The following is a 21,264-nucleotide window of genomic DNA, read 5'->3' as shown; positions in this document are numbered from 1 at the left end:
GTGCTTGCCTCATTATCTTCAGATATTCGTCAGTACTTACTGATCACGGGTAATTATTGGACGTTTACCTTAACGGATGGTGCCTTACGTATGTTAGTGGTTCTGCACTTTCATACGTTAGGGTATTCGCCTTTGGAAATTGCTTTTCTTTTTATCTTTTATGAGTTCTTTGGTGTTGTCACAAACTTGATAGGTGGTTGGTTAGGAGCTCGCATTGGCCTTAACCGCACTATGAATATCGGCTTGGCTATGCAAGTGGTGGCGTTAGGTATGTTAGCTGTGCCCTCCTCGTGGTTGAGTATTCCTTGGGTGATGATGGCGCAGGCAATATCCGGTGTTGCCAAAGACTTAAATAAAATGAGTGCTAAAAGTGCCATTAAGCTCTTGGTGCCGCCTGATGCTCAGGGGCGTCTCTATCATTGGGTGGCAGTGCTGACAGGCTCAAAAAATGCACTGAAAGGCGTGGGCTTTTTCTTAGGAGGTGTGCTGCTGACACTGTTTGGCTTTCGCGCCTCTGTTGTCTTGATGGCGGCTCTGTTATGCAGCGTGCTAATTATCTCTTTAGTGAAGTTAAAAGGATCATTAGGGCGGAGCCAGTTTAAACCCAAATTTACCGATGTTTTCTCAAAAAGCGTAGCGATTAATGTGCTCTCTGGCGCACGACTGTTCCTGTTTGGTGCTAGGGATGTGTGGTTTGTGATTGCGGTCCCCGTCTTCTTTGGTGAAGTGCTGTTGTGGGATCATTGGTCTGTTGGCAGTTTTATGGCGATGTGGGTTATCGGATATGGCGTGATTCAGTCATTCGCGCCGCGCATTACCGGTAAGCACAAAGGAAGCGTTCCAAGTGGTAAGGCAGCATTATGGTGGTGCCTGCCTTTAATGGTGATTCCTGCAATCATGGCGTACTTTTTGGGTGTGACGTCTAACCCTGAGCTGTTAATGGTTGCTGGCTTGCTGATTTTTGGGGCGTTTTTTGCGATTAATTCATCTTTACATAGTTATTTGATTGTCAGCTATGCAAGAGATGAAGGAGCATCGATGGATGTCGGATTCTATTATATGGCTAATGCGATGGGACGTTTATTAGGAACGGTTTTGTCGGGTTGGGTTTATCAGGATTTTGGTATAGCTGCTTGCCTGTATGTCTCCTCACTCTTTCTTGGGATAACTTTACTTTTGTCGATTTTCCTTCCGCAGCGAGAATTCGCTAAGTCGAACATCTAAGCTAAGATGTATTGTTGAAAAATAAAAACTATTGATTTGTAAGGTTTACAGATCTGCGACGACTAATACATAAACAGCAAAAGCAAAAGGACACATCATGCACGAAATGCTGCCACACCTTATCCAGACTGATTTTCCAAGAATTCGTCGTACAGCATTAACGACGCTTCAAGCCAATATTGGTTATCGTTGCAATCAGTCATGTGTGCATTGTCATGTTGCTGCAAGCCCTCAGCGTACCGAAGAGATGTCATGGGAAACCATGGAGTTATTACTACAGTTTATGCAGCAAAGTGGTGCTAAGACACTGGATTTAACAGGTGGTGCGCCGGAGATGAACCCCCACTTTAAGCGGTTAGTCTCGGCAGCGACTTCCCAGGGAATTCATGTAATGGATCGCTGCAACCTGACTATTCTTACAGAGCCTGGTTATGAAGATATGGCGACTTTTCTGGCGGATCATAAAGTCGAGATTGTCGCTTCATTGCCCTGTTACCTAGAAGATAACGTCAATGCACAGCGTGGCAAAGGGGTTTTTAACGCAAGCCTAGAGGGTTTGCAGCAGTTGAATGAGCTGGGTTATGGCATGGCCGGTTCGGATCTAGTGATTAATCTGGTGTATAACCCACAGGGGCCTGTGTTGCCGCCGCCGCAAGCGTCTTTGGAAATCGCCTATAAACAAGAACTTGAGTCCCGTTATGGTATTCAATTTAATCAGCTCTTTACGTTAGCGAATATGCCAATTCAGCGTTTCGGTAGCATGCTGCTGTCTAAAGGACTCTTTAAACCCTACATGGAGTTATTACGAAGTTCATTTAATGCGAGTACCTTAGATGGCTTAATGTGCCGTTCGTTGATTTCGGTCGATTGGCAGGGCTATGTATATGATTGTGACTTTAACCAGCAATTAAATATGCCCTTAGGAGATCAATCCGACGCTATTCATTTGTCTCAGCTGTTTGATCAGATGATGCAAGATCAACCTATAAAAATAGGTGATCATTGTTATGGTTGTACTGCGGGTCAGGGTTCTAGCTGTGGTGGTGCTTTAAGTTAAAGCGCGCTACATGATTGAGATGTTTTTATCTCATAGGAGTTGCCAATGAAACGCCTTGTTATTATCGGTTTGTTAGTCCTTGTTGGTGTGATTTGGCTTCAAGGGGGCTTTTCATTACTTACGCTTGAAAACTTAAAGGCGCAGCAGCTGGCGCTGCAAAGTTGGACAGATCAAAACTTCTTGGTCAGTAGTGCAATTTTCTTCCTTGTTTATGTGGCAGTTACGGCCCTGTCTATTCCTGGGGCTGTGGTGATGACTCTGGCGGGTGGGGCTCTGTTCGGGCTGCTGTGGGGAACGGTGCTGATCTCCTTTGCATCTACGGCAGGGGCTTCGTTAGCCATGTTGGCGTCCCGTTATCTAGTAGGTGATTGGGTGCGCAAGCGCTTCTCCTCACACATCAATACTATTGATGAAGGCGTTAAAAAGGATGGCCCTTTTTATCTCTTTACCTTGCGACTTATACCGATCTTTCCCTTTTTCCTTATCAATTTATTGATGGGATTAACTCAAATGTCTGTTAGAACATTTTGGTGGGTCAGTCAGCTGGGTATGCTTGCGGGGACGCTGGTTTATGTTAACGCCGGTACCCAGTTGGGTAAGCTTGAATCGCTATCGGGGATCTTATCTTTCCAACTGCTCGGTGCGTTTGCCTTGCTTGGGCTGTTCCCGTTTATTGCGAGAGGTATTGTCGATTGGGTCAAGAGCAAGCAGGTGTACGATGGCTGGGAAAAACCCCGCAGTTTTGATCGTAATTTGTTGGTTATAGGTGCCGGTAGTGGAGGGCTTGTTAGTGCTTATATCGCTGCCGCGGTCAAAGCTAAAGTCACCTTGGTAGAAAAGCATAAAATGGGGGGGGATTGCTTAAATACGGGTTGTGTACCCTCCAAAGCACTCATTCGTGCAGCTCACCAAGCTTATGAGATACGCCAAGCGCATAAGTTTGGTATTCAGGTGGCAGAACCGGAGATCGACTTTAAGCGCGTTATGGCTCGTGTGCATGAAGTCATTGATGCTATCGAACCTCATGATTCGGTCGAGCGCTATACCGGCTTGGGTGTTGAAGTTATCGAGGGTGAGGCCAGTATAGTTTCACCTTGGGAGGTTCGCGTGACGCGAGCGGATGGCAGTTCTGAGACGATTAGCGCCCAATCTATCGTTGTCGCTACAGGGGCAAAGCCGCGTATACCTAATTTGCCAGGGCTAGAACAGTCTCACTTTGTTACGTCCGATACTCTTTGGCAGCTGACTGATTTACCCAAACGGCTTCTGGTGCTGGGTGGTGGCCCTATCGGCTGCGAACTCGCTCAGGCTTTTCAGCGCTTGGGTAGCCAAGTATCACTGGTACAACGGCAAAATACTTTGATGCCTCGTGAAGATGCTGAGGCTCAACAATTGATCGAACGTCGTTTTGTTGATGAAGGTATCACGCTGTACTTAGGTAAAGAAGCAAAAGCGGTTGTTGTGCGTGAGGGCGTTTCGTACCTGCAAGTGTCAGGCAGTGGCGAAGAAGAAATCCCCTTTGATTGTTTACTGTTAGCACTTGGGCGTGAGGCTAATACAACGGGTTTTGGTTTAGAGAGCCTTAATATTGATATTCGTGAAAACGGTACGGTATCGGCGAATGCTTTTTTACAGACACGTTTCCCGAATATCTATGTATGTGGCGATGTAACAGGCCCTTACCAATTTACGCATGTAGCAGCACATCAAGCGTGGTACGCTGCTGTTAATGCACTCTTTGGAAGCTTTAAACGTTTTAAGGTGGACTATCGCGTGATTCCATGGGCGACTTTTACCGATCCCGATATCGCCCGAGTTGGGCTGAGTGAACGTGAGGCGAAGGAGCGACACATCCCTTATGAGGTTACCCGCTATGGCATCGATGATTTAGATCGGGCGATTGCTGACGGTGATAATCATGGTTTTGTTAAGGTACTGACAGTACCGGGTAAAGACAAAATTTTAGGGGTTACTATTGTCAGCCGGCATGGCGCGGAACTTATCGCTGAGTTTGTGCTGGCTATGAAGCAGGGCATTGGTATGAATAAATTGCTTGGGACAATACATATCTATCCAACCTTTGCCGAAGCCAATAAATATGCTGCGGGTGAGTGGAAGCGCGCTCATGTTTCCCCAAAAATACTACATGGATTACAACGTTATCATCAGTGGAGAAGAGGTCGTTAATGGATGAGTCCTTATTTCGCTTGGCGATTTTTGGCGGTGTTTTTCTACTGTGTATGGTAGCAGAATTCGCACGACCTAAGCGCCCTTGGCGGGAGTCAAGGTTGCGCCGTTGGCTGATTAACTTGGGGCTGATCCTCCTGAACACCGTGTGTGTGCGATTAACATTAGGTGCGTTGGCGGTTACCGCTGCGGTTTGGGCGGAGCAGGAGAATGTGGGTTTGTTTCGCTGGTTTGCACTGGAAGGTCCTATGGCCCATATATTGGGCTTTATTATTCTTGATGCTGCTATCTGGTTCCAACACTGGTTAAGCCACCAATGGTCTTGGTTATGGCGGTTGCATCGTGTGCATCATATGGATTTGGATTTGGATGTCACAACGGCGCTTCGTTTCCACCCCATTGAAATTATTCTGTCATTGCTTTACAAAGCAGCACTCGTTATTTTGCTCGGTGTTGATCCGCTAACTGTTTTGGTATTCGAAGCAGTGCTTAATGCGGCGGCTATTTTTACGCATGCAAACATCCGCCTTCCAAGCGGAGTCGATCGTGTACTTCGTTGGCTGGTGTGTACGCCAGATATGCATCGTATCCATCATTCAATCTATCCAAATGAGACCAACAGTAATTACGGATTCTTCTTATCGGTATGGGATCGGATCTTTAAAGTCTATAGTGTGGAGCCGAAAGACTCACCCGAAACCATGGTGCTGGGTTTAGAAGATTATCAGCACCAACAAGAGCTGGGTCTCAAAGCACTGTTGGTATCCCCATTCAACTTTGAGCTGAAAAAGACCTTACGTCGTGAGTGACCCCCAGCTTTCTATCATTATTCCTGTATTGAATGAATCAGCGATCATTGAGGAAAAGCTTGTTTCTCTTCAGGTATTACGCCCTTGGGCTGAAATCATTGTCGTGGATGGTGGGAGTCACGATAGCACACCTGAACTTGCTAAGCCTTGGGTTGATCACCTTGTTATCAGCTCACCGGGGCGTGCGCGGCAAATGAACAATGGGGCAGCCTTGGCAGCGTCTCCTTATCTGCTATTTCTACATATCGATACCCGCTTACCGTGCGATTTGAAAAACTTAGAGCGTGCCATGCAAGAGCAAGTGGTTTGGGGGCGCTTTGATGTGGTAATCCTCGGAAAACATCCTATGCTGAAGGTAATAGCTAAAATGATGAACGTCCGATCTCGGGTAACAGGGATCGCGACGGGTGATCAGGCGATCTTTGTAAAGCGCACGGCCTTTGCGATGGCACAAGGATTCCCTGATCAGCCTTTGATGGAAGATATTGAGTTTTCAAAGCGATTAAAAGCGTTGCAAAATCCACGATGTATTCGTGAACCGGTCGAAACATCTGGGCGGCGCTGGGAACAGAAGGGTGTATTAAAAACAATTTTTTTGATGTGGTTTTTAAGATTGGCTTATTGGATTGGGTGTTCTCCCAAAACATTAGCCATGCTTTATGGATACCGGGTAGATGAAGAAGGAGATTCTGAATGTCGACGCCTTTAATCATCTTTGCTAAGGCACCCGAGCCTGGTCATGTGAAGACCCGCTTGATACCTGCAATTGGGAAAGAGAATGCAGCTCGGCTGTATTGCGAACTCTTAGACTACACTCTGTCTGAAGCGATGAGCTCGGATTGTTTTCCGGTTTATCTATATACGGCGGGAGAGCATAACCATCCTTTTTTAGATGAGATGATGCAAAAGTATTCCCTCATTCACCGTGAGCAGCAAGGTACTGGATTAGGCGAGCGTATGTACAACGCACTGGCTGAGGTGGGCGGGGGTGTTTTAATAGGCTCTGATTGCCCCGATATTACCGCTGACCTGCTGACACAGTGCGCTAATGTGCTCACGTGTAAAGATGGCGTGTTCTTGCCAACTGAAGATGGTGGTTATGCCTTGGTCGGTGTTAAAAAACCACATAAGGCTCTCTTTGAGGGTGTTCACTGGAGCACTGATAGAGTAATGATGCAAACCAGAGAACGACTCCGCCTCCTTAACTATACTTGGAAGGAACCTAAGGTACTTTGGGATTTGGATTGTCCTGAAGATCTGGAACGCTACATTAAGTCCCGCCAGTCATTCACAATGTCTTAGTCGATTTTTGCGTTAAAAAGTGAAGATGTAATCTGTTTATTCTTGCTCTGTGGACTAGACTAGTTAAGAGAAAACAAGAGAAGTGGGATCATATATGGATATTCGTTCGAGACTCTCATATGTATTATGGTTGAACATTATTATCGGTTTTTCCATGATCGCTTTCTCTGCGACTGCCTCAGAGAAAAAGATTTCAGATTTACAGTTTCGTCAGTTAGTGTCCAGCTTAGATCGAGCTGCCACTGAGCCTTTAGGTGAGCCCGTTCGTATAGCGATTATTTATCCGGGTTTACAAGAGTCGGACTATTGGCAGCGTAGTATTAAGGCACTACGAGGGCGATTAGATGATCTAGATATTCCGTATTCATTGGATATTCGTTTCTCCAAACCCTACGTGGAGTCGGATCTTCAGGAAACACAAATTTTAGAAATACTTGAGAAAGACCCTGACTATCTTATCTATACCATCAACAGTCACCGCCAACAGCGTATTGTTGAGTCTCTATTAACGCGCGCGCGCCCCAAGCTCATTATTCAGAACCTAACACAGCCTATCGCAACATGGTTTGATATTCAGCCACTTATGTACGTGGGTTTTGATCATGCGCAAGGTGCTCGTTATCTTGCAGAACACTTTAAAGCTACATTCCCCCAGAACACGCCTTATGGAATTTTGTTTTGGGGAGAAGGCGTGCTCAGTGAGCAAAGAGGCGGAGTATTTGAAAACAATATCGGCGATTACCACGATTTAAAAGTTAGTTATTTTACGGATGCCAGTCGGGAAAAAGCGAAACATGCGACGCTAAATATGCTGGCCGACTACCCCAGTATTCGGTACATCTACGCCTGCTCAACAGATGTCGCTTTGGGGGCACTGGATGCTTTGCAAGCAATTGGGCGTGATGACGTATTCGTTAATGGTTGGGGTGGAGGAGAGGCTGAACTGAAAGTGCTCAAGCAGGGAAAGCTAGATATCGTTTTGATGCGCATGAATGACCAAAGCGGTATTGCAATAGCGGAAGCGATACGACTTGATATGCATAATGTTCAAATCCCTCAAGTCTTTGCGGGGGACTTTCATATTATAACGACAGATATGCCGACTAAGACTATTGATCAGCTAATAGAGCAAGCTTTTATCTATTCAGGGAAACCGGAGCTTTGATGATTCGATTCAGAACGCTGATCTTTCTGGTCTTTTTGGCAGCCATTATGGGATTTCTCTCCATTTTTGCTTTTAATGCCTATATGTCTAGCAAAGAGATTCTGAAAGATGAATCCCAACTGTTTCTGTCTCGAAGCGCACACGCTATCGTTAATGAACTGGATGCCCACTTACGCCTCATGGGTCAAGAACTGCTTACGTTGAGTACAAAGGACAATGTGCTCCGTGCTCTAGAAAAGCAGTCGGAAACTGAGCTGAGAGAGTGGGTAATGAATAGCACTGAAGCTGCTTCGCAGAGCCGCTATCAATTTGCGTTGTTTATCACGCTTGATCGCCAACATTGCTATTTAATCAGAAGTCGATTGGTTGATATTGGCCCTCAGCTCTGTCGCCAACTTTATGAAAATTATCAATTAGCCGCTTCGGGTAACTGGCGATTATTCAGAAATGGTGGGCAGGTATTAATGGCAAAGGATTATCTGCTCAGCGATGATAATCACGAAGTGATAGGTCGTTTAGTTGGTGGAATCAAATTATCGAATAACACGCTTCTACTCAATCAGCTTGTGAACCGCTCAACTCAAGCCATTTCAAAAACGACGCTGATCTATGAAGGCATACCTATCACAGAATATCATCCCAAGCAGACTAGTGAGGGAGATGAATACCAGTCCTTACCTGTATCGATAGACAAGTATGGAAAAGGGTTAATACTGCAGGTTGAATCTGAAGGCGATAGCCTTCGCTCATTAGCTCAGCAATTATGGCAGTTGTTAATGGTCGGTGTGCTAACGGGTTTGCTTGTCAGTGGCTTAGCTGCTGCCTACTTATCGTCTGTTTTAGACAAGCATCTACAGCGCTTCATTAATGGAGTGCAAAACTTTTCGTCTAAGGGGCATGCAACCCAGTGGCAACCAAGCCGGATTAAAGAGGTAAATTACCTTAGAAAAGAGATTGATATCATCGTGGATGAGTTGCTCAAGCGGCGATCTGACCTGAAAGATGCTAATCAGCGGTTAAGCAAAGCACTTGATGAAAAGCGTCTTATTTTACATCAGTTGATTAAAAGCCAAGAGCAGGAGAGAAGCCATCTTGCTCAAGAGCTCCATGATGAACTTGGCCAATTGCTGACTGCTGTCAGGGTTGAGGCGTTTTTATTAGAACAGGAGTCCCCCGAAGGTAGCCCTTCTATAGCCCATAGCGCGAAAATTAAAGCGCTGGTGGCTGATATGTATGAAACGGTGTATGACCGAATAATGGCATTGCGCCCAGTAGAGTTGGATACGCTGGGTTTATCGCAGTCTATCCAACAAATACCGACATTAAATAGTTTACGTCAAAGCGGTGTTGATGTTTGTTTGGATATAGAGGAGGTGAATATGCCTATAGGGACTGATATTCATCTCTACCGTATTGTTCAAGAAGCATTAACGAATGCCTTAAAACATGCTATGGCTAAGCGTGTCTCAGTGAGTTTGAAGAAGCATAAAGAGGCTATTGATCTGGTTATTTCAGATGACGGCCAAGGGTTTCCTTTAGATCAACTAACCAATGAGGCTCATATTGGTTTTGGGTTGCTAGGCATCAAAGAGCGATGTGAATATATGGGTGCACAACTAAAAATCACCTCAGAGCAGGGTGTGACTATTCACTTACGGATAACGTTAAAAGGCTGAGATTGTCTATTTTTTGATCTAAAACAAGTCGCATTTTTAACTATTAAGGTAGGATTCCTCAATCAAAGAGAGGCCTCATGACTAAAGAGGTCTTTTTTATATCTAAAAATTTATATAATTTTAAGATATAAGTTAATTCCTAAAAGCTTAGAGGTGCCCTTTGGACTTTGAATTTCTCCTATCGCGTTTTGGTGAGGCTGGCACAACGGCATTGGGTGGTTTGGTATTAGGCGCTTTATTTGGTGTATTTGCCCAACGTAGCCGATTTTGTTTAAGAGCGGCTGTTGCCGAGTTTGCTCGGGGAAAAATTGGTGAAAAGGTTGCGATCTGGTTGCTGACTTTTTCAGCAGCCGTTGCGGGCACCCAAGCACTGATTACGTTAGGGGAGTTAGACATATCGGATTCAAGGATGTTAGCCAGTTATGGCAGTTTATCCGGTGCGGTTCTTGGCGGGTTAATGTTCGGTGCTGGTATGGTGCTGGCACGCGGTTGTGGTGCTCGGTTGCTAGTGCTAGCGGCAACGGGTAATTTGCGAGCGCTCTTTTCTGGTCTTTTATTTGCGGCAGTAGCCCAAGCTTCTTTGCGTGGGGTGTTAGCACCTGTCAGAGATAATTTAGCGGGAGCATGGTTACTGCATAATGATGGAGGTTTAGAGCTTATCTCTTTTTTAGGGTGGGGAACTTATACCGGTATCTATGTCGGCTTGGCATGCATGCTCGTCGCTGTTTTTTATGGTATTCGAAATCGTTTGCGCCTATGGGCCTGGGTTGGCTCTTTAGGGGTCGGTACGATGGTGGTGGCTGGCTGGTGGTTTACTTATCACCTTTCTTATCAGACATTTAATCCCACCCAAGTTGAAAGTATGACTTTTACAGGCCCATCAGCAGATACGTTGATGTATCTTTTAACGCCCGGCGGAGCTGACCTCGACTTTGATGTTGGCTTAGTACCGGGCGTGTTCCTTGGCTCTTTCTTAGCAGCACTGTTTTCTAAAGAACTGAAACTGCAAGGTTTTCAGGATGGGAAGAGTATGGTTAGGTACATTGTAGGTGCAGTTTTTATGGGTATGGGAGGTATGTTGGCAGGAGGTTGCGCAGTAGGGGCAGGATTAACAGGAGGTTCTGCATTTTCTATTACAGCATGGATTGCCTTGGCGGCTATGTGGGCAGGGGCTGCATTAACCGATGCTATTGTGGATCGTGAATTACTTCGTAAGAAAAATAGACAGGCTGAGGATAGCCACAGTAGCCAATCAGTCGGCTCGATTGCTACACACTCAGTAACTTCTTGAAGGCAGCCAATTGACATTTTTGTTTGAGCCTTTAAGCTAACCATCAACATCACGGATGATGGAGAAAAAAATGTTCAGGATGATGGTTTCCCTACTTGTCTTATGTTGGTCTGTTCAGGCCTTTGCGCTTCGTTTATCAAATGGTCAGTTGCTCTCTTCTGGTGATGAGGTCTCAAAAGTTTATGAGCATCTTGGTAAACCGATTACAAAATATAAAACGAAGGCTCGTTGCGGATCAGGCAGAACGTGTTCTGTGACCCGCTTAGTCTATCGATTCGATGGCCGAAAGTGGTTTATAGATACCAAAAACGGAACGGTAGTGAATATCAAGTGGACCTACCGTTAATGTCCTAGTAGCTTTTTGAGTGCTGCCTGTTCACTTTCGATCATTTGCTGCACGTAGGTACGGCCGCAAAACGTAGCTAGAAATTGCGAAAGCTTAGGCCAGCGAGCGCCGTCTAGTTGCTCCCCAGAATGCTTAAATGAAATTAGCTGGCTAGCAATGGCTATATCCGCGAGGGATAAGCTGTTACCAACAAAGTGGTTGCCAGATAGCTCCTCTTCTAAATAGTCGAATAAGGGAGGAAGCTTTAAATCGACCGCTTTGCGAATGCGTGTTTCATCAGGCTCACCGCCAGAAAGTCGCGTCAGTACGCGCTCCTTGAAAGCTGTAAACGTGGTTAAGGGAGCTAGCTCATAGTCAGCATATTTCTCGAACCACGCGCAACGGGCTCTTAAGTAGGCATCTTTGGGTATCAACGTTGTTTCAGGGAATTTATCCTCAAGAAAGTGGCAGATAACCGCAGAATCAGCGAGTGTTTGCCCATCAAACTCAAGAGCGGGAACACGCCTCAGTGGGTTAAGTGCGCTGTAATCATCAGGTGTTGCGTAGGGAACGATCATTTTACTATCGTACTCTACTCCTTTTGTCTCCAAAAAAAGGCGGACTTTACGAACGTAAGGAGAGAGTGGAGCACCATAAATTTTAGGCTTCATAAAAGATCCAAATGTTTATTATTTTTTCTATGGTAGGTGTTTTCCTTTATCCTGACTAGATGCCTCAGGAAGATTATCGGGATCATTGAGTTCGGTATTAGCCTGCTCGGGATCGGCAGAATCTGGTTGCTCAGAAGGTTCAGCGATATTGTCCATATGTGTGCGCAGCTCGTAGAGTTGCCGGTCAAGCTGCTGTCGATAGTCCAGTTGTTCCAACGCATTTAAGCAGTTCTGGTATTGATATAAAGCGACGCTTGCACCGCGAGTTTGCTCACACTCTATTGCATCAAATAACATGCCTTCGATTTTGAGCTTTTCATAACAAATTTTTGCATATTTGAGTTGCTCATGTATGACTTTTTTGTTGGTTTGGGCAGACTGTTTTAATAACCCATTTAACCACTTAGCGAGTAGTTTGATGGCTGAAGTCGCTTTTAGCGCGGCCGCCCTATCTGAACAGAGTGTCAGAGATCCAGCTGGATAGTTATAGTTTGCAGGTGGAGAGGACATCGCTTGCTGACAGGCTTGTAAACTGGTTTGGGTATGGGAGGAGTGATCTAGCTCCAGAAGTCGTTTCCATTGCAGCAACATATACTGATGAAGAAAGCGATAGAGTGACTCAGTCATGAAAGGCCCTGTTAACCCCTCAACTAGCTCCTGAACTGTTCTGATTTCTGATCGGATGGCTTGAGTTATGGCTTTCTTTTGCTGGCGTTGGTTTTCTAATCCTTGAATGACGAATGCAGTACCTGCAAGGGCTCCGATTACTGCAACGATAAGCATGCCGGTTTCAGCTGAGGTCATATTCAGTACACTTAACTCATAAAAATAAAGTAATTGATTTTATAGGAAAAAGGTTTGAAAAAAACGCTTGACGATCTTTTTAATCGAGCATATTATACGCCCCGCATTTGAGGCAATGCCTCTTTGTGATTACGTCCCATTCGTCTAGTGGTCTAGGACACCGCCCTTTCACGGCGGTAACAGGGGTTCGAACCCCCTATGGGACGCCACTTTCTTAAAGAAAGTATTGCGGGAATAGCTCAGTGGTAGAGCACAACCTTGCCAAGGTTGGGGTCGCGAGTTCGAACCTCGTTTCCCGCTCCAATTCTTATACGTCCCATTCGTCTAGTGGTCTAGGACACCGCCCTTTCACGGCGGTAACAGGGGTTCGAACCCCCTATGGGACGCCATTCTTTAGCAATAGTTACATATTCGCGGGAATAGCTCAGTGGTAGAGCACAACCTTGCCAAGGTTGGGGTCGCGAGTTCGAACCTCGTTTCCCGCTCCATACTTGGGTTGATACAACTGTCATTTCGCACATCTGCCTGATTTTTATCTATACTAATCCAACGAGTTCAGAGTGTTTGCTATGGAGTAATGGTGAGATTAGTTCAGTTTTGTTTATATTGGGTTTTATTTTGCATTGTCTCGCAGGCCCATGCTGAAAATATTTGCTCAACTTCAGGAAGCTCTGCTAACACTGGATATTTATACGACTCCGGCGGAACTACTGCAAATTATAACAATAATGAAAGCTGTGGCTTTCTGATACAGCCAGGGGGGGCTGGCACGGTTACATTAACTATTTCTGCGGCCTCAATAGAAACTGGATATGACTACCTTTATCTATATGACGGCACGAGTGCCGCTGCACCACTAATCGCTCAGATCACAGGTACAACGACAGGTACATACTCTGCTTCTTCCGGAGCTATGTATATCCGTTTTGTTAGTGACTACATCATTACTGCACCGGGATTTAGGTCTAGCTGGGCATTTACGCCTTCTGGCCCAGTTGTCATACCCGCCCCTAGAGCTGATTGGCACCTAGATGAGCTATCTTGGACCGGCACACCCGATGAAATTAAAGATTATAGCGGTAACTCCTTTCACGGTCAGGCAGGAACGACCCTAAATACTGATGCTGCAGGCGTTGTGTGTCGAGCAATAGATTTCACTCCGGACACATTAACTGATTTTATCTCTTTAGATTCTGCTGCTTTTCATGGTCAAGATGAGATGTCATTCTCTGTTTGGGGTAAGACATCTGAACGTAATACACAAGCATTGCTCTCAGCTTTTGGGCCGGATCATGGTAATGAGTTGCTGCTATGGTTTGATAGGAGTAACTATTTCCAACCGTTGGTGAAAAACGACTCTTTTAGCATAGGCGCTAACGGTTTTGCAGTCACAGACTTTGCTGATAACCAATGGCACCATTTTGTCTATACCAGACGAGCGGATAAAAACTGCCTCTATATTGATGGTGCACTTCAAGGTTGTAGATATGGCGTTGCTCAAGGTCCATTAAATCTGTCCCCTGGCAGCGTTGTGATGGGTCAAGAACAAGATGCATTGGGTGGTGGTTTTGATCTAAGTCAGGACTGGGATGGTTGGATTGACGAGCCCATGCTGTTCTCAAGTGAACTTAACACGCAACAGATTGCCGAGATTTACAATAATCAGCGAGCGGGGAATAACTATGATGGAACCCCGAGACATTGCATTCTTCCGGCCCCTGTTGTCAATTACCACATGGATGATTGCAACTGGTCCGATAATCAGGATGTTGTAGATAGTGGGCCTAATAGTTTGGATGCATACTCTGTCAATGGTGTGATATCTACAGTGGGAGGTCAAGTATGCGGTCTGGCTCAGTTTGATGGTGTGGATGACTTTATTCGTTTACCGGATAACGGGCTGCTTGATTTATCAACGAGTCTCACTGTGACAGCGTGGGTCAAGTTAGATGCAATCCCGACGGAGCTAAAAAGCTTCATATCTAAAGATACAAACTATGAAATTCATATCAATCAAAATCGCCAAATATATTGGTGGTGGAATGATAGTAATGGTGTGACACGAAACTTAACGTCTAGCGCTCAAGTGAGTGTTGGCCAATGGCATCATGTGGTAGTGACCTATCAACCAGATCAGCAAATCATCTATTTAGATGGGGTTGAAGTGGCTCGTCAATCATATCCCGATGGTTTGGTCATAAATAATCGGGAGTTGCAGATTGGCCAAGATCAAGGTGTTGCTGCGCGCTTTTTCAATGGTGATATTGATGAGGTTAAAGTTTTTGATGTGGCGCTAACTCCCTTTGAGGTCGAAGATATTTTTGCTAATGAGCAAGCAGGAAGAAATTACGATGGCAGTGTCAGGCCCTGTAATTGCACACCGCCACCATCAGTTGATCATTACTCCGTGTCTCATAGTGGTTCTTTAGTGAGTTGTTTAACTGAGCATGTGACCTTTACCGCTCATGATAGTGGAGACTTAGCCGTTGATGCAGAAGATGCGTTACTGCAAATTTCGACGAGTACAAGTAAAGGGCGATGGTTGTCCGTTATAGCGGGTAGTGGAGTATTAACGGACTTAGGTAATGGGCAAGCGACCTATCAATTCCCGGATAATGGCGAGACAAGCGTTACTTTGGCGTTCTCTTACCCTTCTCTGGCTACTGATCCAGAGTTGGTTAATTTTGATGTAAGCGATGGCACAGCAACCGATAAGCGCGATAGTAATCATGCTGAAGATTTGAATTTAAGTGTTTCCGATTCAGGCTTAGTGTTCGATGTGCCGGATACGGAATCTTGTCAATCATCTGTGACGGTTAATGTGAGTGCGGTCAGAACTCAGCCGGAGACATTGAGTTGCGGCAGTGCCGTTGCAGGAAGTCGAACAGTTAACTTTTATAGTCAATATCTGCAGCCTAGCTCGGGTACTGAGCCGGTGCAAATAACAAGCAGTGGTAATAGTTACATCGTAGCAGGTACTGCTCCTGGTACGCCAGTTACGATGAACTTCAATGCACAAGGTGTTGCATCTATGACGGTGCGTTATGCAGATGCAGGCCGTATGGGGCTTTATGCATCGCTAACCGCAGGGCAAAAAATCCTGACAGGGTCGGATGATTTTGTAGTCTATCCAGCACAATTGACGGCGCAAGCGACAACGCCAAGTGGTGCGCTTTTGCATAATGGAAGTAGTGTCGGAGGGATCACTTGGGCTGCGGCAAATCCTTTTAACTTAAAAGTATCCGCGCAGTGTGCGGATGGGCGGCTGACGTCTAATTATCAGCCCTCCCAGGCAGAAATAGGTGCCCAGTTGCTTTTACCTACCCTAGCTGTTGGTGGGAGTTCTGGTAGTCTGAATCTGGCGGCTTCAAGCTTAACTGTGGCCGATAGTGCTTCTTGGCTCAATGTCTCTACCGACTTTAGTGGAGGGGAGTTACTCGATACTGCGGTGACGTACTCAGAAGTAGGGAGTCTGCAATTATTCACACGAGATACCAACTATTTTGGGCATTTGATTGCAGTGATGTCGACCCCTTTGGGGCGATTCATACCTTCGCATTTTGGGCTGGCAGCAAATTCACCGCAATGGCAATCTCATTGTGGTATGAATCAATTTAATTATCTGGACAAGCGTATTGCCTATCAAGACGATCCTGAATTGACGGTGACGGCTTTTAACGCATCAGGTGTACGCGTTAACAACTACGGGGCGGCTTTATGGAAGTTGTCACCTCAATGGTCAAGTAGAGCTTACATTGATAGGAGTACTGCAGCAGCAACCTTTAGTGATGTTATTAATGCGACAGGGGGAAGCTGGGGTAGTTCTGATCAGAATTATGATGGCATTGGTCTGAATCGCTTATCGGGTGATGAGATTATTTATCAACGCGTGGCGCTAGAGGCTCCTTTCAGTGGTATAACGGATTTATTGGTTCCTTCTCCTGACTTAACAGACAGCGATGGTGCTTGTTACCGAGTAGATTCAGATGGTGATGGTGATTGGCTAGAAGAGAGTTGCAGTGATTACACGGTCAGCAGTATACCGGTGTGGGAGCTGCGATTTGGGCGACTTCATCTATCCGATGCCTATGGTCCAGAAACCCAGATTCTGCCAGTGCCTTGGTCAGTGGAATACTATGATGGTAATGACTTTGTAACGAATACTCTTGATAGCTGCACTTCGTGGCTAAATAGTGAAGTCAGTTTTATTGATCAAATGGGGTCGTTGATGGCTGATGGAAGCACGTCACCATCCTTTGCCTATCCAGCAAGCGACTTTAGGGTCGATGTTGGGGATGCTGGTTTACAGATGAGTGCGCCAGGGGAGGGTAAAAATGGGACTATTGGGCTTGGAGTAGATCTATCCCGCTTACCTTATTTGCGCTATGACTGGAATGGTCTTGGTGGGTTTGATGATGATCCATCTGCAGATATTTACTTTGGGAAATACCGTAGCCACGATAAGGTGATTTTCCAGCGACATCAGTAACTTTTTTCTTGACAGCTGAAGGTCGAATCAATAATATTTGCGCCTCCTCAATGAGGTACAGCGTCCCATTCGTCTAGTGGTCTAGGACACCGCCCTTTCACGGCGGTAACAGGGGTTCGAACCCCCTATGGGACGCCACTTTCTTAAAGAAAGTATTGCGGGAATAGCTCAGTGGTAGAGCACAACCTTGCCAAGGTTGGGGTCGCGAGTTCGAACCTCGTTTCCCGCTCCAATTCTTATACGTCCCATTCGTCTAGTGGTCTAGGACACCGCCCTTTCACGGCGGTAACAGGGGTTCGAACCCCCTATGGGACGCCACTTTCTAAATTTTCCAAAACACTAGCCCATATTTAGATCTTTCCTATACAATAGTACGCTAATATACTGACACAATTATGCAACATCACGAGGGAGTGTAGTGGCGCATAAACTTTTCATTTTTTTATCACTCGTTTCTTTCACGTTGGCTTCCGGCATTCGAGCAGATGTAATCATCGCTAATAAGGATGTGGTATCTGGACATTTGTCACGTGAGTTTCTTCGTTCAGTATTTACGCTGCGCTCGACTCATTGGGATGACTCAAGTGCTATCCAAGTGTTTGTTATGCCGGATAATCACCCGTTGCACCGCTCATTTGTAAAAAAACATTTATGTATGCTTCCGTACCAATTAAGAATGATTTGGGAGCGTTCTACATATAGTGGCTTGGGTCGTGCACCTGCGCTCGTTGAGTCAAGGGAGGAGATGTTATTAATGATTCGGACAACTCGAGGAGCTATTGGTTATATAGACTCCATCGGTATGCCGCTACCTGAAGGGATAAAGGTTATTGAGGTTGATTAGGTTACGTTTTTTTGTAGGTATATTTAAATGTGCGCTAAGCTTCGTTCTCAGAATGAAATGACCTAAACTAACCGCCATACGATGCTTTTCTGAACGGGTCATTTGTAAATTTGGTGTGACGTGTCAATAGAGCTATAACGTCTGTATATTTAAAGCGCTTTTGCTCTAACGGGAATTTAGGAGGGTTGATGAAAAGAGCTTACTTTGTCAGCCTACGGCACAAAATCTTTTGGCCTCTGATTAGCATCATCTTTATTTCACATATGTTTATTTACACCGCTTTGTCGAGTCAAATCGATCAACATTTTGCTAATACACAATTAGAGTTACACAAGCGCAATCTCAAAGCACTTAACGGTGCAATGACGACTTCGTACCACAAATTATTGGAAGTAGCTCAGACGATCTCCCTCTTGACTCAGGCGGTTGGGAAGGACCAGTTCCCCCGTCATATTGAAAAAGTTCTGGAAAGTAATTTCTCACTATTTCAGGCTCAGGGCATGCTTGATAGCGCAGCCTTATACGGGGCTGATGGGCAACTTATTTATGCCTGGGGGGATACGAGCGAACGGGAAACCTCTGCCATTCGTGCAGTGCTGGAAAATGAGTTTCCTGTCAGGGGTATGGGGTGTCAAAGCCACTGCTTCCGGTTTCTTGCTATTCCTCAACTGACAGATGGTAAAGTGAATACGGTAATGGTCCTTGGGCGGCGTATGCATGATATGTTGCTGGATTTTAAGCAACTGACCGGGGTTGATATTGGAATTGCAAAAGCTAGTCAGGGGTCTTGGTCTGATGTTTCAGGATGGCAACTGAATTTTGGGCAGATGACACAACGAAACAGAAATCTTCAAATTCTCAATATCCTGAGTAAAGATGTTGTGGGCTTTGAGATGGATAGTTTATATAGCGTAGAAGCATTTGGTAAAACTTACGATCTGTTTTTTACGGTGCCAGAGAGTGTACAAAGTAATGAGTCGATATGGGTACTGATATCAGAGCAAATCTCGAAGCCGAGCTTTTTCTACTCTCCTTACGGCCGATTGCTGTTTGTGTTACTGCTAAGTGCTTTTATATTGGGTTTATCTGCTTATTTTTTGTCATGTTATTTGGTGCGGCGTATTAATAGAGTCCAACAGCTGGCTCTAACTCATAACGTATCTGAACTATCTCTCAATAAATATCTTGATGAAACGGATGAACTTTTAGATAACTTAGCGTCGATTTTTGCTCAAACAGAGGTGTTACATCAGAGAGTATCTTCAGCTGAAAGCCGATTTGAAGACACGTGTAGCGCCCTGAATAAAGAACAGGAACTGCTCACCAATTTAATGGACAATACTCAAAGTATTGTTCTGACTCAAAATGCTTCTGGACATATCGTATCTTGTAATGAGTTTGGTGTAAGGGAATATGGTTGCCAAGGTGAGATAGTGGGTAGCTCCTTTAGTGAGCTATTTCTTGCTGGTGAATATAACAGCGTAACGAAAACACTATTAGAACAATTCTACCTTGGCCATGACACACTCATACGACAAGAAAGCCGAAGTTTGTGTCGTGAAGGCGAGTATCATTATCTCTCGTGGATTCACTCTTTCGTACATTCTGATGATGGCAATAGACAGCCTTTAATTTTATCGATTGGAATTGATGTTACTGAGAAGCGAAAAGCCGAAGAGCGCTTAGCTTGGCTGGCTTTTCATGATCCGGTTACCGCCATTGCAAACAAGCGGCTTTTTTTGGAGCAATTGCCTGAAATGTTGCTGACCAATGGTGAAAGTGGCCGGTCTCTTGCGGTGCTTTGTTGTGACTTTGAGGGTTTAAGGGACTTTTCAATGCCGCTTAGTGCTTCCGACGGTGACCATCTAATGAATAGTGTTACGAAGCGTTTAGCGGGTTGTCTTCGCGATAGGGACCTTTTGTCGCGTTTTGCAGATGATCTGTTCATGATTGTATTGCAAGAGATGAAATGTGTTGAGAATGCTTCACTCGTCGCTCAAAAAATACTATCGGCCTTTAATGAGCCTTTCGTCATATCGGATAAACGGATAGCTTTCGATGTTTGTATTGGGGTGAGTTTGTTTCCTGAGCATGGCAAAACGGTGGCTGAACTTGTGAATAGCTCAGAGGTAGCTATGTATCACGCCAGACAGGGTGGTAAGCGTGGATATCATATATTCACCTCCGATGCTGAAAGCTCCGAAAGTGATCAAAGCTCTTTTATTATGGACTTTTCGAATGCTTTAGAGGCTGAACAGTTACAAATAACCTACCAGCCAGTAGTGGATATGCAATCAGAAAAAGTTGTTGCGGCTGAGGCAAGGGTCTATTGGCAGCACCCTGCAAGCGGCACGCTCGATTGCAACGAGTTTATAGATCACGTATTTGATGCCAGCATGGGGTCTCAGCTGAATGAAAGCATGCTTTTTGAGATCTTTAAACAAAGAAGCCTTTGGCAGTTTGGTCGAAATAAGTCACTTAGAATGGTGATACGGCTGAGTCGTCGACAGTTACAAGATCCAGCCTTGGTTACTACGTTCAGGCGAGGGTTGGCTCTTTATCAGTTGCCAACTGAATCGATTGAAATACGATTGGATGGTGAAGATGTACTAAGCCAGCGGATGCTTTTTCAAGATCTAATTCGCCAAATAGCAGCATTAGGACTTTCGATATCTATTGATAGCAGTAGTCATGAGATTTTGGGCTCTTTTATTGACTCAGGATGCCATAACAAAAGAGTAAGGGTGTCGGTTGATACGCTATTAAACGGTGATAAAAAACAACAAGACTTTGTCAGAAAACTCGTCCTTCTAGGGCGAGAGATGGACATGGTTTTTGTAGCTTCAGGCGTAGTTTCGTCAGAGCAGGTTGCTGAGCTCCTGAGCATAGGATGCACAGAGGGCGTTGGAAGCTATTACTCAACAGCCAGAACGCCAGCGCAATTTTCCGCTTATGTTGAGAGCTTAGACATGTTAGTAACCCCAGAGGCTTAATGGAGTAAGCCTAAGATCAAAGCCCGCTCCCGTGAGTATTCAAACGTTTTTCCACAGCTCTCTGCCTCATATCGCTTCTCGTCGAGTCGCTGAAATTGCTCGATTTCTTCATCGGGCATGTAATGTAAACAGTCCCCTCCAAAAAACCAAAGCAGATCCCTTGGCATTAGTGGTACTAATTCTGGGTAATTTCTAATCCACCGATTAAGCAGTGATTGCCCTGCATCGATATAATTATTCGAGGAGTCACTCATAGATGCAATAAGCGTTCGAAATTGGGTGAGAAACTCATCATCTTCAAAGGCCAAGTCTTCTTTTGTGAAAGGCGAAAACGCTATCAACTGATTATAGGTTTGTTGTAAAAGTTCGAGATGGAACTGGAGGTAATTGTTAGTCATACCGAATAACTCTGTTGTGCTACTTAAAC

Annotated in this window: 16 protein-coding genes and 7 tRNA genes; 20 read left to right on the top strand and 3 right to left on the bottom strand. The window is 45.2% G+C overall.

The genetic code is table 11. The features are described from left to right. The 10 genes from arsJ to F0U83_RS11615 all read left to right on the top strand — a co-directional run bounded on the left by arsJ (position 1) and on the right by F0U83_RS11615 (position 11,057). A complete protein-coding gene (gene arsJ / locus F0U83_RS11660) occupies positions 1-1,224 on the top strand; it encodes an organoarsenical effux MFS transporter ArsJ (protein WP_211343641.1) in 1,224 nt (407 codons plus the stop codon). Between the two features lie 97 nt (positions 1,225-1,321). Continuing rightward, positions 1,322-2,281 carry an arsenosugar biosynthesis radical SAM (seleno)protein ArsS gene (arsS, locus tag F0U83_RS11655; RefSeq protein WP_138987046.1) on the top strand — a complete coding sequence of 320 codons (960 nt, stop codon included), beginning with the start codon at positions 1,322-1,324 and terminating at the stop codon, positions 2,279-2,281. A 45-nt stretch (positions 2,282-2,326) separates the two neighbouring features. Further along, positions 2,327-4,468 (top strand): FAD-dependent oxidoreductase, encoded by a 2,142-nt coding sequence (locus F0U83_RS11650; RefSeq protein ID WP_138987047.1) that lies wholly within the window; start codon positions 2,327-2,329, stop codon positions 4,466-4,468. Continuing rightward, positions 4,468-5,277, top strand: coding sequence for a sterol desaturase family protein (locus F0U83_RS11645; RefSeq protein WP_138987048.1), 810 nt, complete (start codon positions 4,468-4,470; stop codon positions 5,275-5,277). The genes F0U83_RS11650 and F0U83_RS11645 overlap by 1 nt, the downstream gene beginning before the upstream one ends. Continuing rightward, the gene (locus F0U83_RS11640) at positions 5,270-5,986 is read left to right on the top strand and encodes a TIGR04283 family arsenosugar biosynthesis glycosyltransferase (RefSeq protein ID WP_138987049.1); all 717 of its coding nucleotides are present in this window, start codon (positions 5,270-5,272) and stop codon (positions 5,984-5,986) included. The genes F0U83_RS11645 and F0U83_RS11640 overlap by 8 nt, the downstream gene beginning before the upstream one ends. Next, the gene (locus tag F0U83_RS11635; protein WP_138987050.1) at positions 5,971-6,579 is read left to right on the top strand and encodes a TIGR04282 family arsenosugar biosynthesis glycosyltransferase; all 609 of its coding nucleotides are present in this window, start codon (positions 5,971-5,973) and stop codon (positions 6,577-6,579) included. Before F0U83_RS11640 ends, F0U83_RS11635 begins: the two co-directional genes overlap by 16 nt. Positions 6,580-6,673: 94 nt before the next feature. After that, a complete protein-coding gene (locus F0U83_RS11630) occupies positions 6,674-7,744 on the top strand; it encodes a substrate-binding domain-containing protein (RefSeq protein WP_138987051.1) in 1,071 nt (356 codons plus the stop codon). Then, entirely contained in the window at positions 7,744-9,420 is a 1,677-nt protein-coding gene (locus F0U83_RS11625) for a sensor histidine kinase (RefSeq protein WP_138987052.1), read from the top strand. The genes F0U83_RS11630 and F0U83_RS11625 overlap by 1 nt, the downstream gene beginning before the upstream one ends. Positions 9,421-9,580: 160 nt before the next feature. Beyond that, positions 9,581-10,711 (top strand): YeeE/YedE family protein, encoded by a 1,131-nt coding sequence (locus tag F0U83_RS11620; protein WP_138987053.1) that lies wholly within the window; start codon positions 9,581-9,583, stop codon positions 10,709-10,711. Between the two features lie 70 nt (positions 10,712-10,781). Continuing rightward, positions 10,782-11,057 carry a hypothetical protein gene (locus F0U83_RS11615; RefSeq protein WP_138987054.1) on the top strand — a complete coding sequence of 92 codons (276 nt, stop codon included), beginning with the start codon at positions 10,782-10,784 and terminating at the stop codon, positions 11,055-11,057. On the opposite strand, the gene F0U83_RS11610 is transcribed toward F0U83_RS11615, so the two are convergent. Further along, entirely contained in the window at positions 11,054-11,707 is a 654-nt protein-coding gene (locus F0U83_RS11610) for a glutathione S-transferase family protein (protein WP_138987055.1), read from the bottom strand. The two genes, F0U83_RS11615 and F0U83_RS11610, sit on opposite strands and share 4 nt — an antisense overlap. A gap of 27 nt (positions 11,708-11,734) precedes the next feature. Further along, positions 11,735-12,511: a hypothetical protein gene (locus F0U83_RS11605; RefSeq protein WP_138987056.1), complete on the bottom strand. Its 777-nt coding sequence runs from the start codon at positions 12,509-12,511 to the stop codon at positions 11,735-11,737. A 133-nt stretch (positions 12,512-12,644) separates the two neighbouring features. On the opposite strand from F0U83_RS11605, the gene F0U83_RS11600 reads away from it, so the two are divergent. From F0U83_RS11600 to F0U83_RS11555, 10 genes are all read left to right on the top strand, one after another. Beyond that, positions 12,645-12,720, top strand: a tRNA-Glu gene (locus F0U83_RS11600). A gap of 19 nt (positions 12,721-12,739) precedes the next feature. After that, positions 12,740-12,814, top strand: a tRNA-Gly gene (locus F0U83_RS11595). 10 nt (positions 12,815-12,824) lie between these two features. Beyond that, positions 12,825-12,900, top strand: a tRNA-Glu gene (locus F0U83_RS11590). 24 nt (positions 12,901-12,924) lie between these two features. After that, positions 12,925-12,999, top strand: a tRNA-Gly gene (locus F0U83_RS11585). Between the two features lie 92 nt (positions 13,000-13,091). Then, a complete protein-coding gene (locus tag F0U83_RS11580) occupies positions 13,092-17,000 on the top strand; it encodes a DUF6701 domain-containing protein (RefSeq protein ID WP_170247531.1) in 3,909 nt (1,302 codons plus the stop codon). A gap of 62 nt (positions 17,001-17,062) precedes the next feature. Next, positions 17,063-17,138, top strand: a tRNA-Glu gene (locus F0U83_RS11575). A gap of 19 nt (positions 17,139-17,157) precedes the next feature. Next, positions 17,158-17,232 (top strand) — tRNA-Gly (locus F0U83_RS11570). Positions 17,233-17,242: 10 nt separating this feature from the next. After that, positions 17,243-17,318, top strand: a tRNA-Glu gene (locus F0U83_RS11565). 100 nt (positions 17,319-17,418) lie between these two features. Further along, positions 17,419-17,844 carry a type 2 periplasmic-binding domain-containing protein gene (locus tag F0U83_RS11560; RefSeq protein ID WP_138987058.1) on the top strand — a complete coding sequence of 142 codons (426 nt, stop codon included), beginning with the start codon at positions 17,419-17,421 and terminating at the stop codon, positions 17,842-17,844. Positions 17,845-18,032: 188 nt separating this feature from the next. Continuing rightward, the gene (locus tag F0U83_RS11555) at positions 18,033-20,837 is read left to right on the top strand and encodes an EAL domain-containing protein (RefSeq protein ID WP_138987059.1); all 2,805 of its coding nucleotides are present in this window, start codon (positions 18,033-18,035) and stop codon (positions 20,835-20,837) included. Here F0U83_RS11555 and F0U83_RS11550 read toward each other — a convergent pair. Beyond that, positions 20,834-21,235 carry a PA2817 family protein gene (locus tag F0U83_RS11550; RefSeq protein ID WP_138987060.1) on the bottom strand — a complete coding sequence of 134 codons (402 nt, stop codon included), beginning with the start codon at positions 21,233-21,235 and terminating at the stop codon, positions 20,834-20,836. The two genes, F0U83_RS11555 and F0U83_RS11550, sit on opposite strands and share 4 nt — an antisense overlap. Positions 21,236-21,264: the final 29 nt, after the last annotated feature.

It is taken from the genome of Neptunomonas concharum (assembly GCF_008630635.1).
Classification (GTDB): Bacteria; Pseudomonadota; Gammaproteobacteria; order Pseudomonadales; family Balneatricaceae; genus Neptunomonas; species Neptunomonas concharum.
The sequence above is the reverse complement of the archived record's forward strand: the minus strand, read 5'-3'. Positions and strand labels throughout refer to the sequence as shown.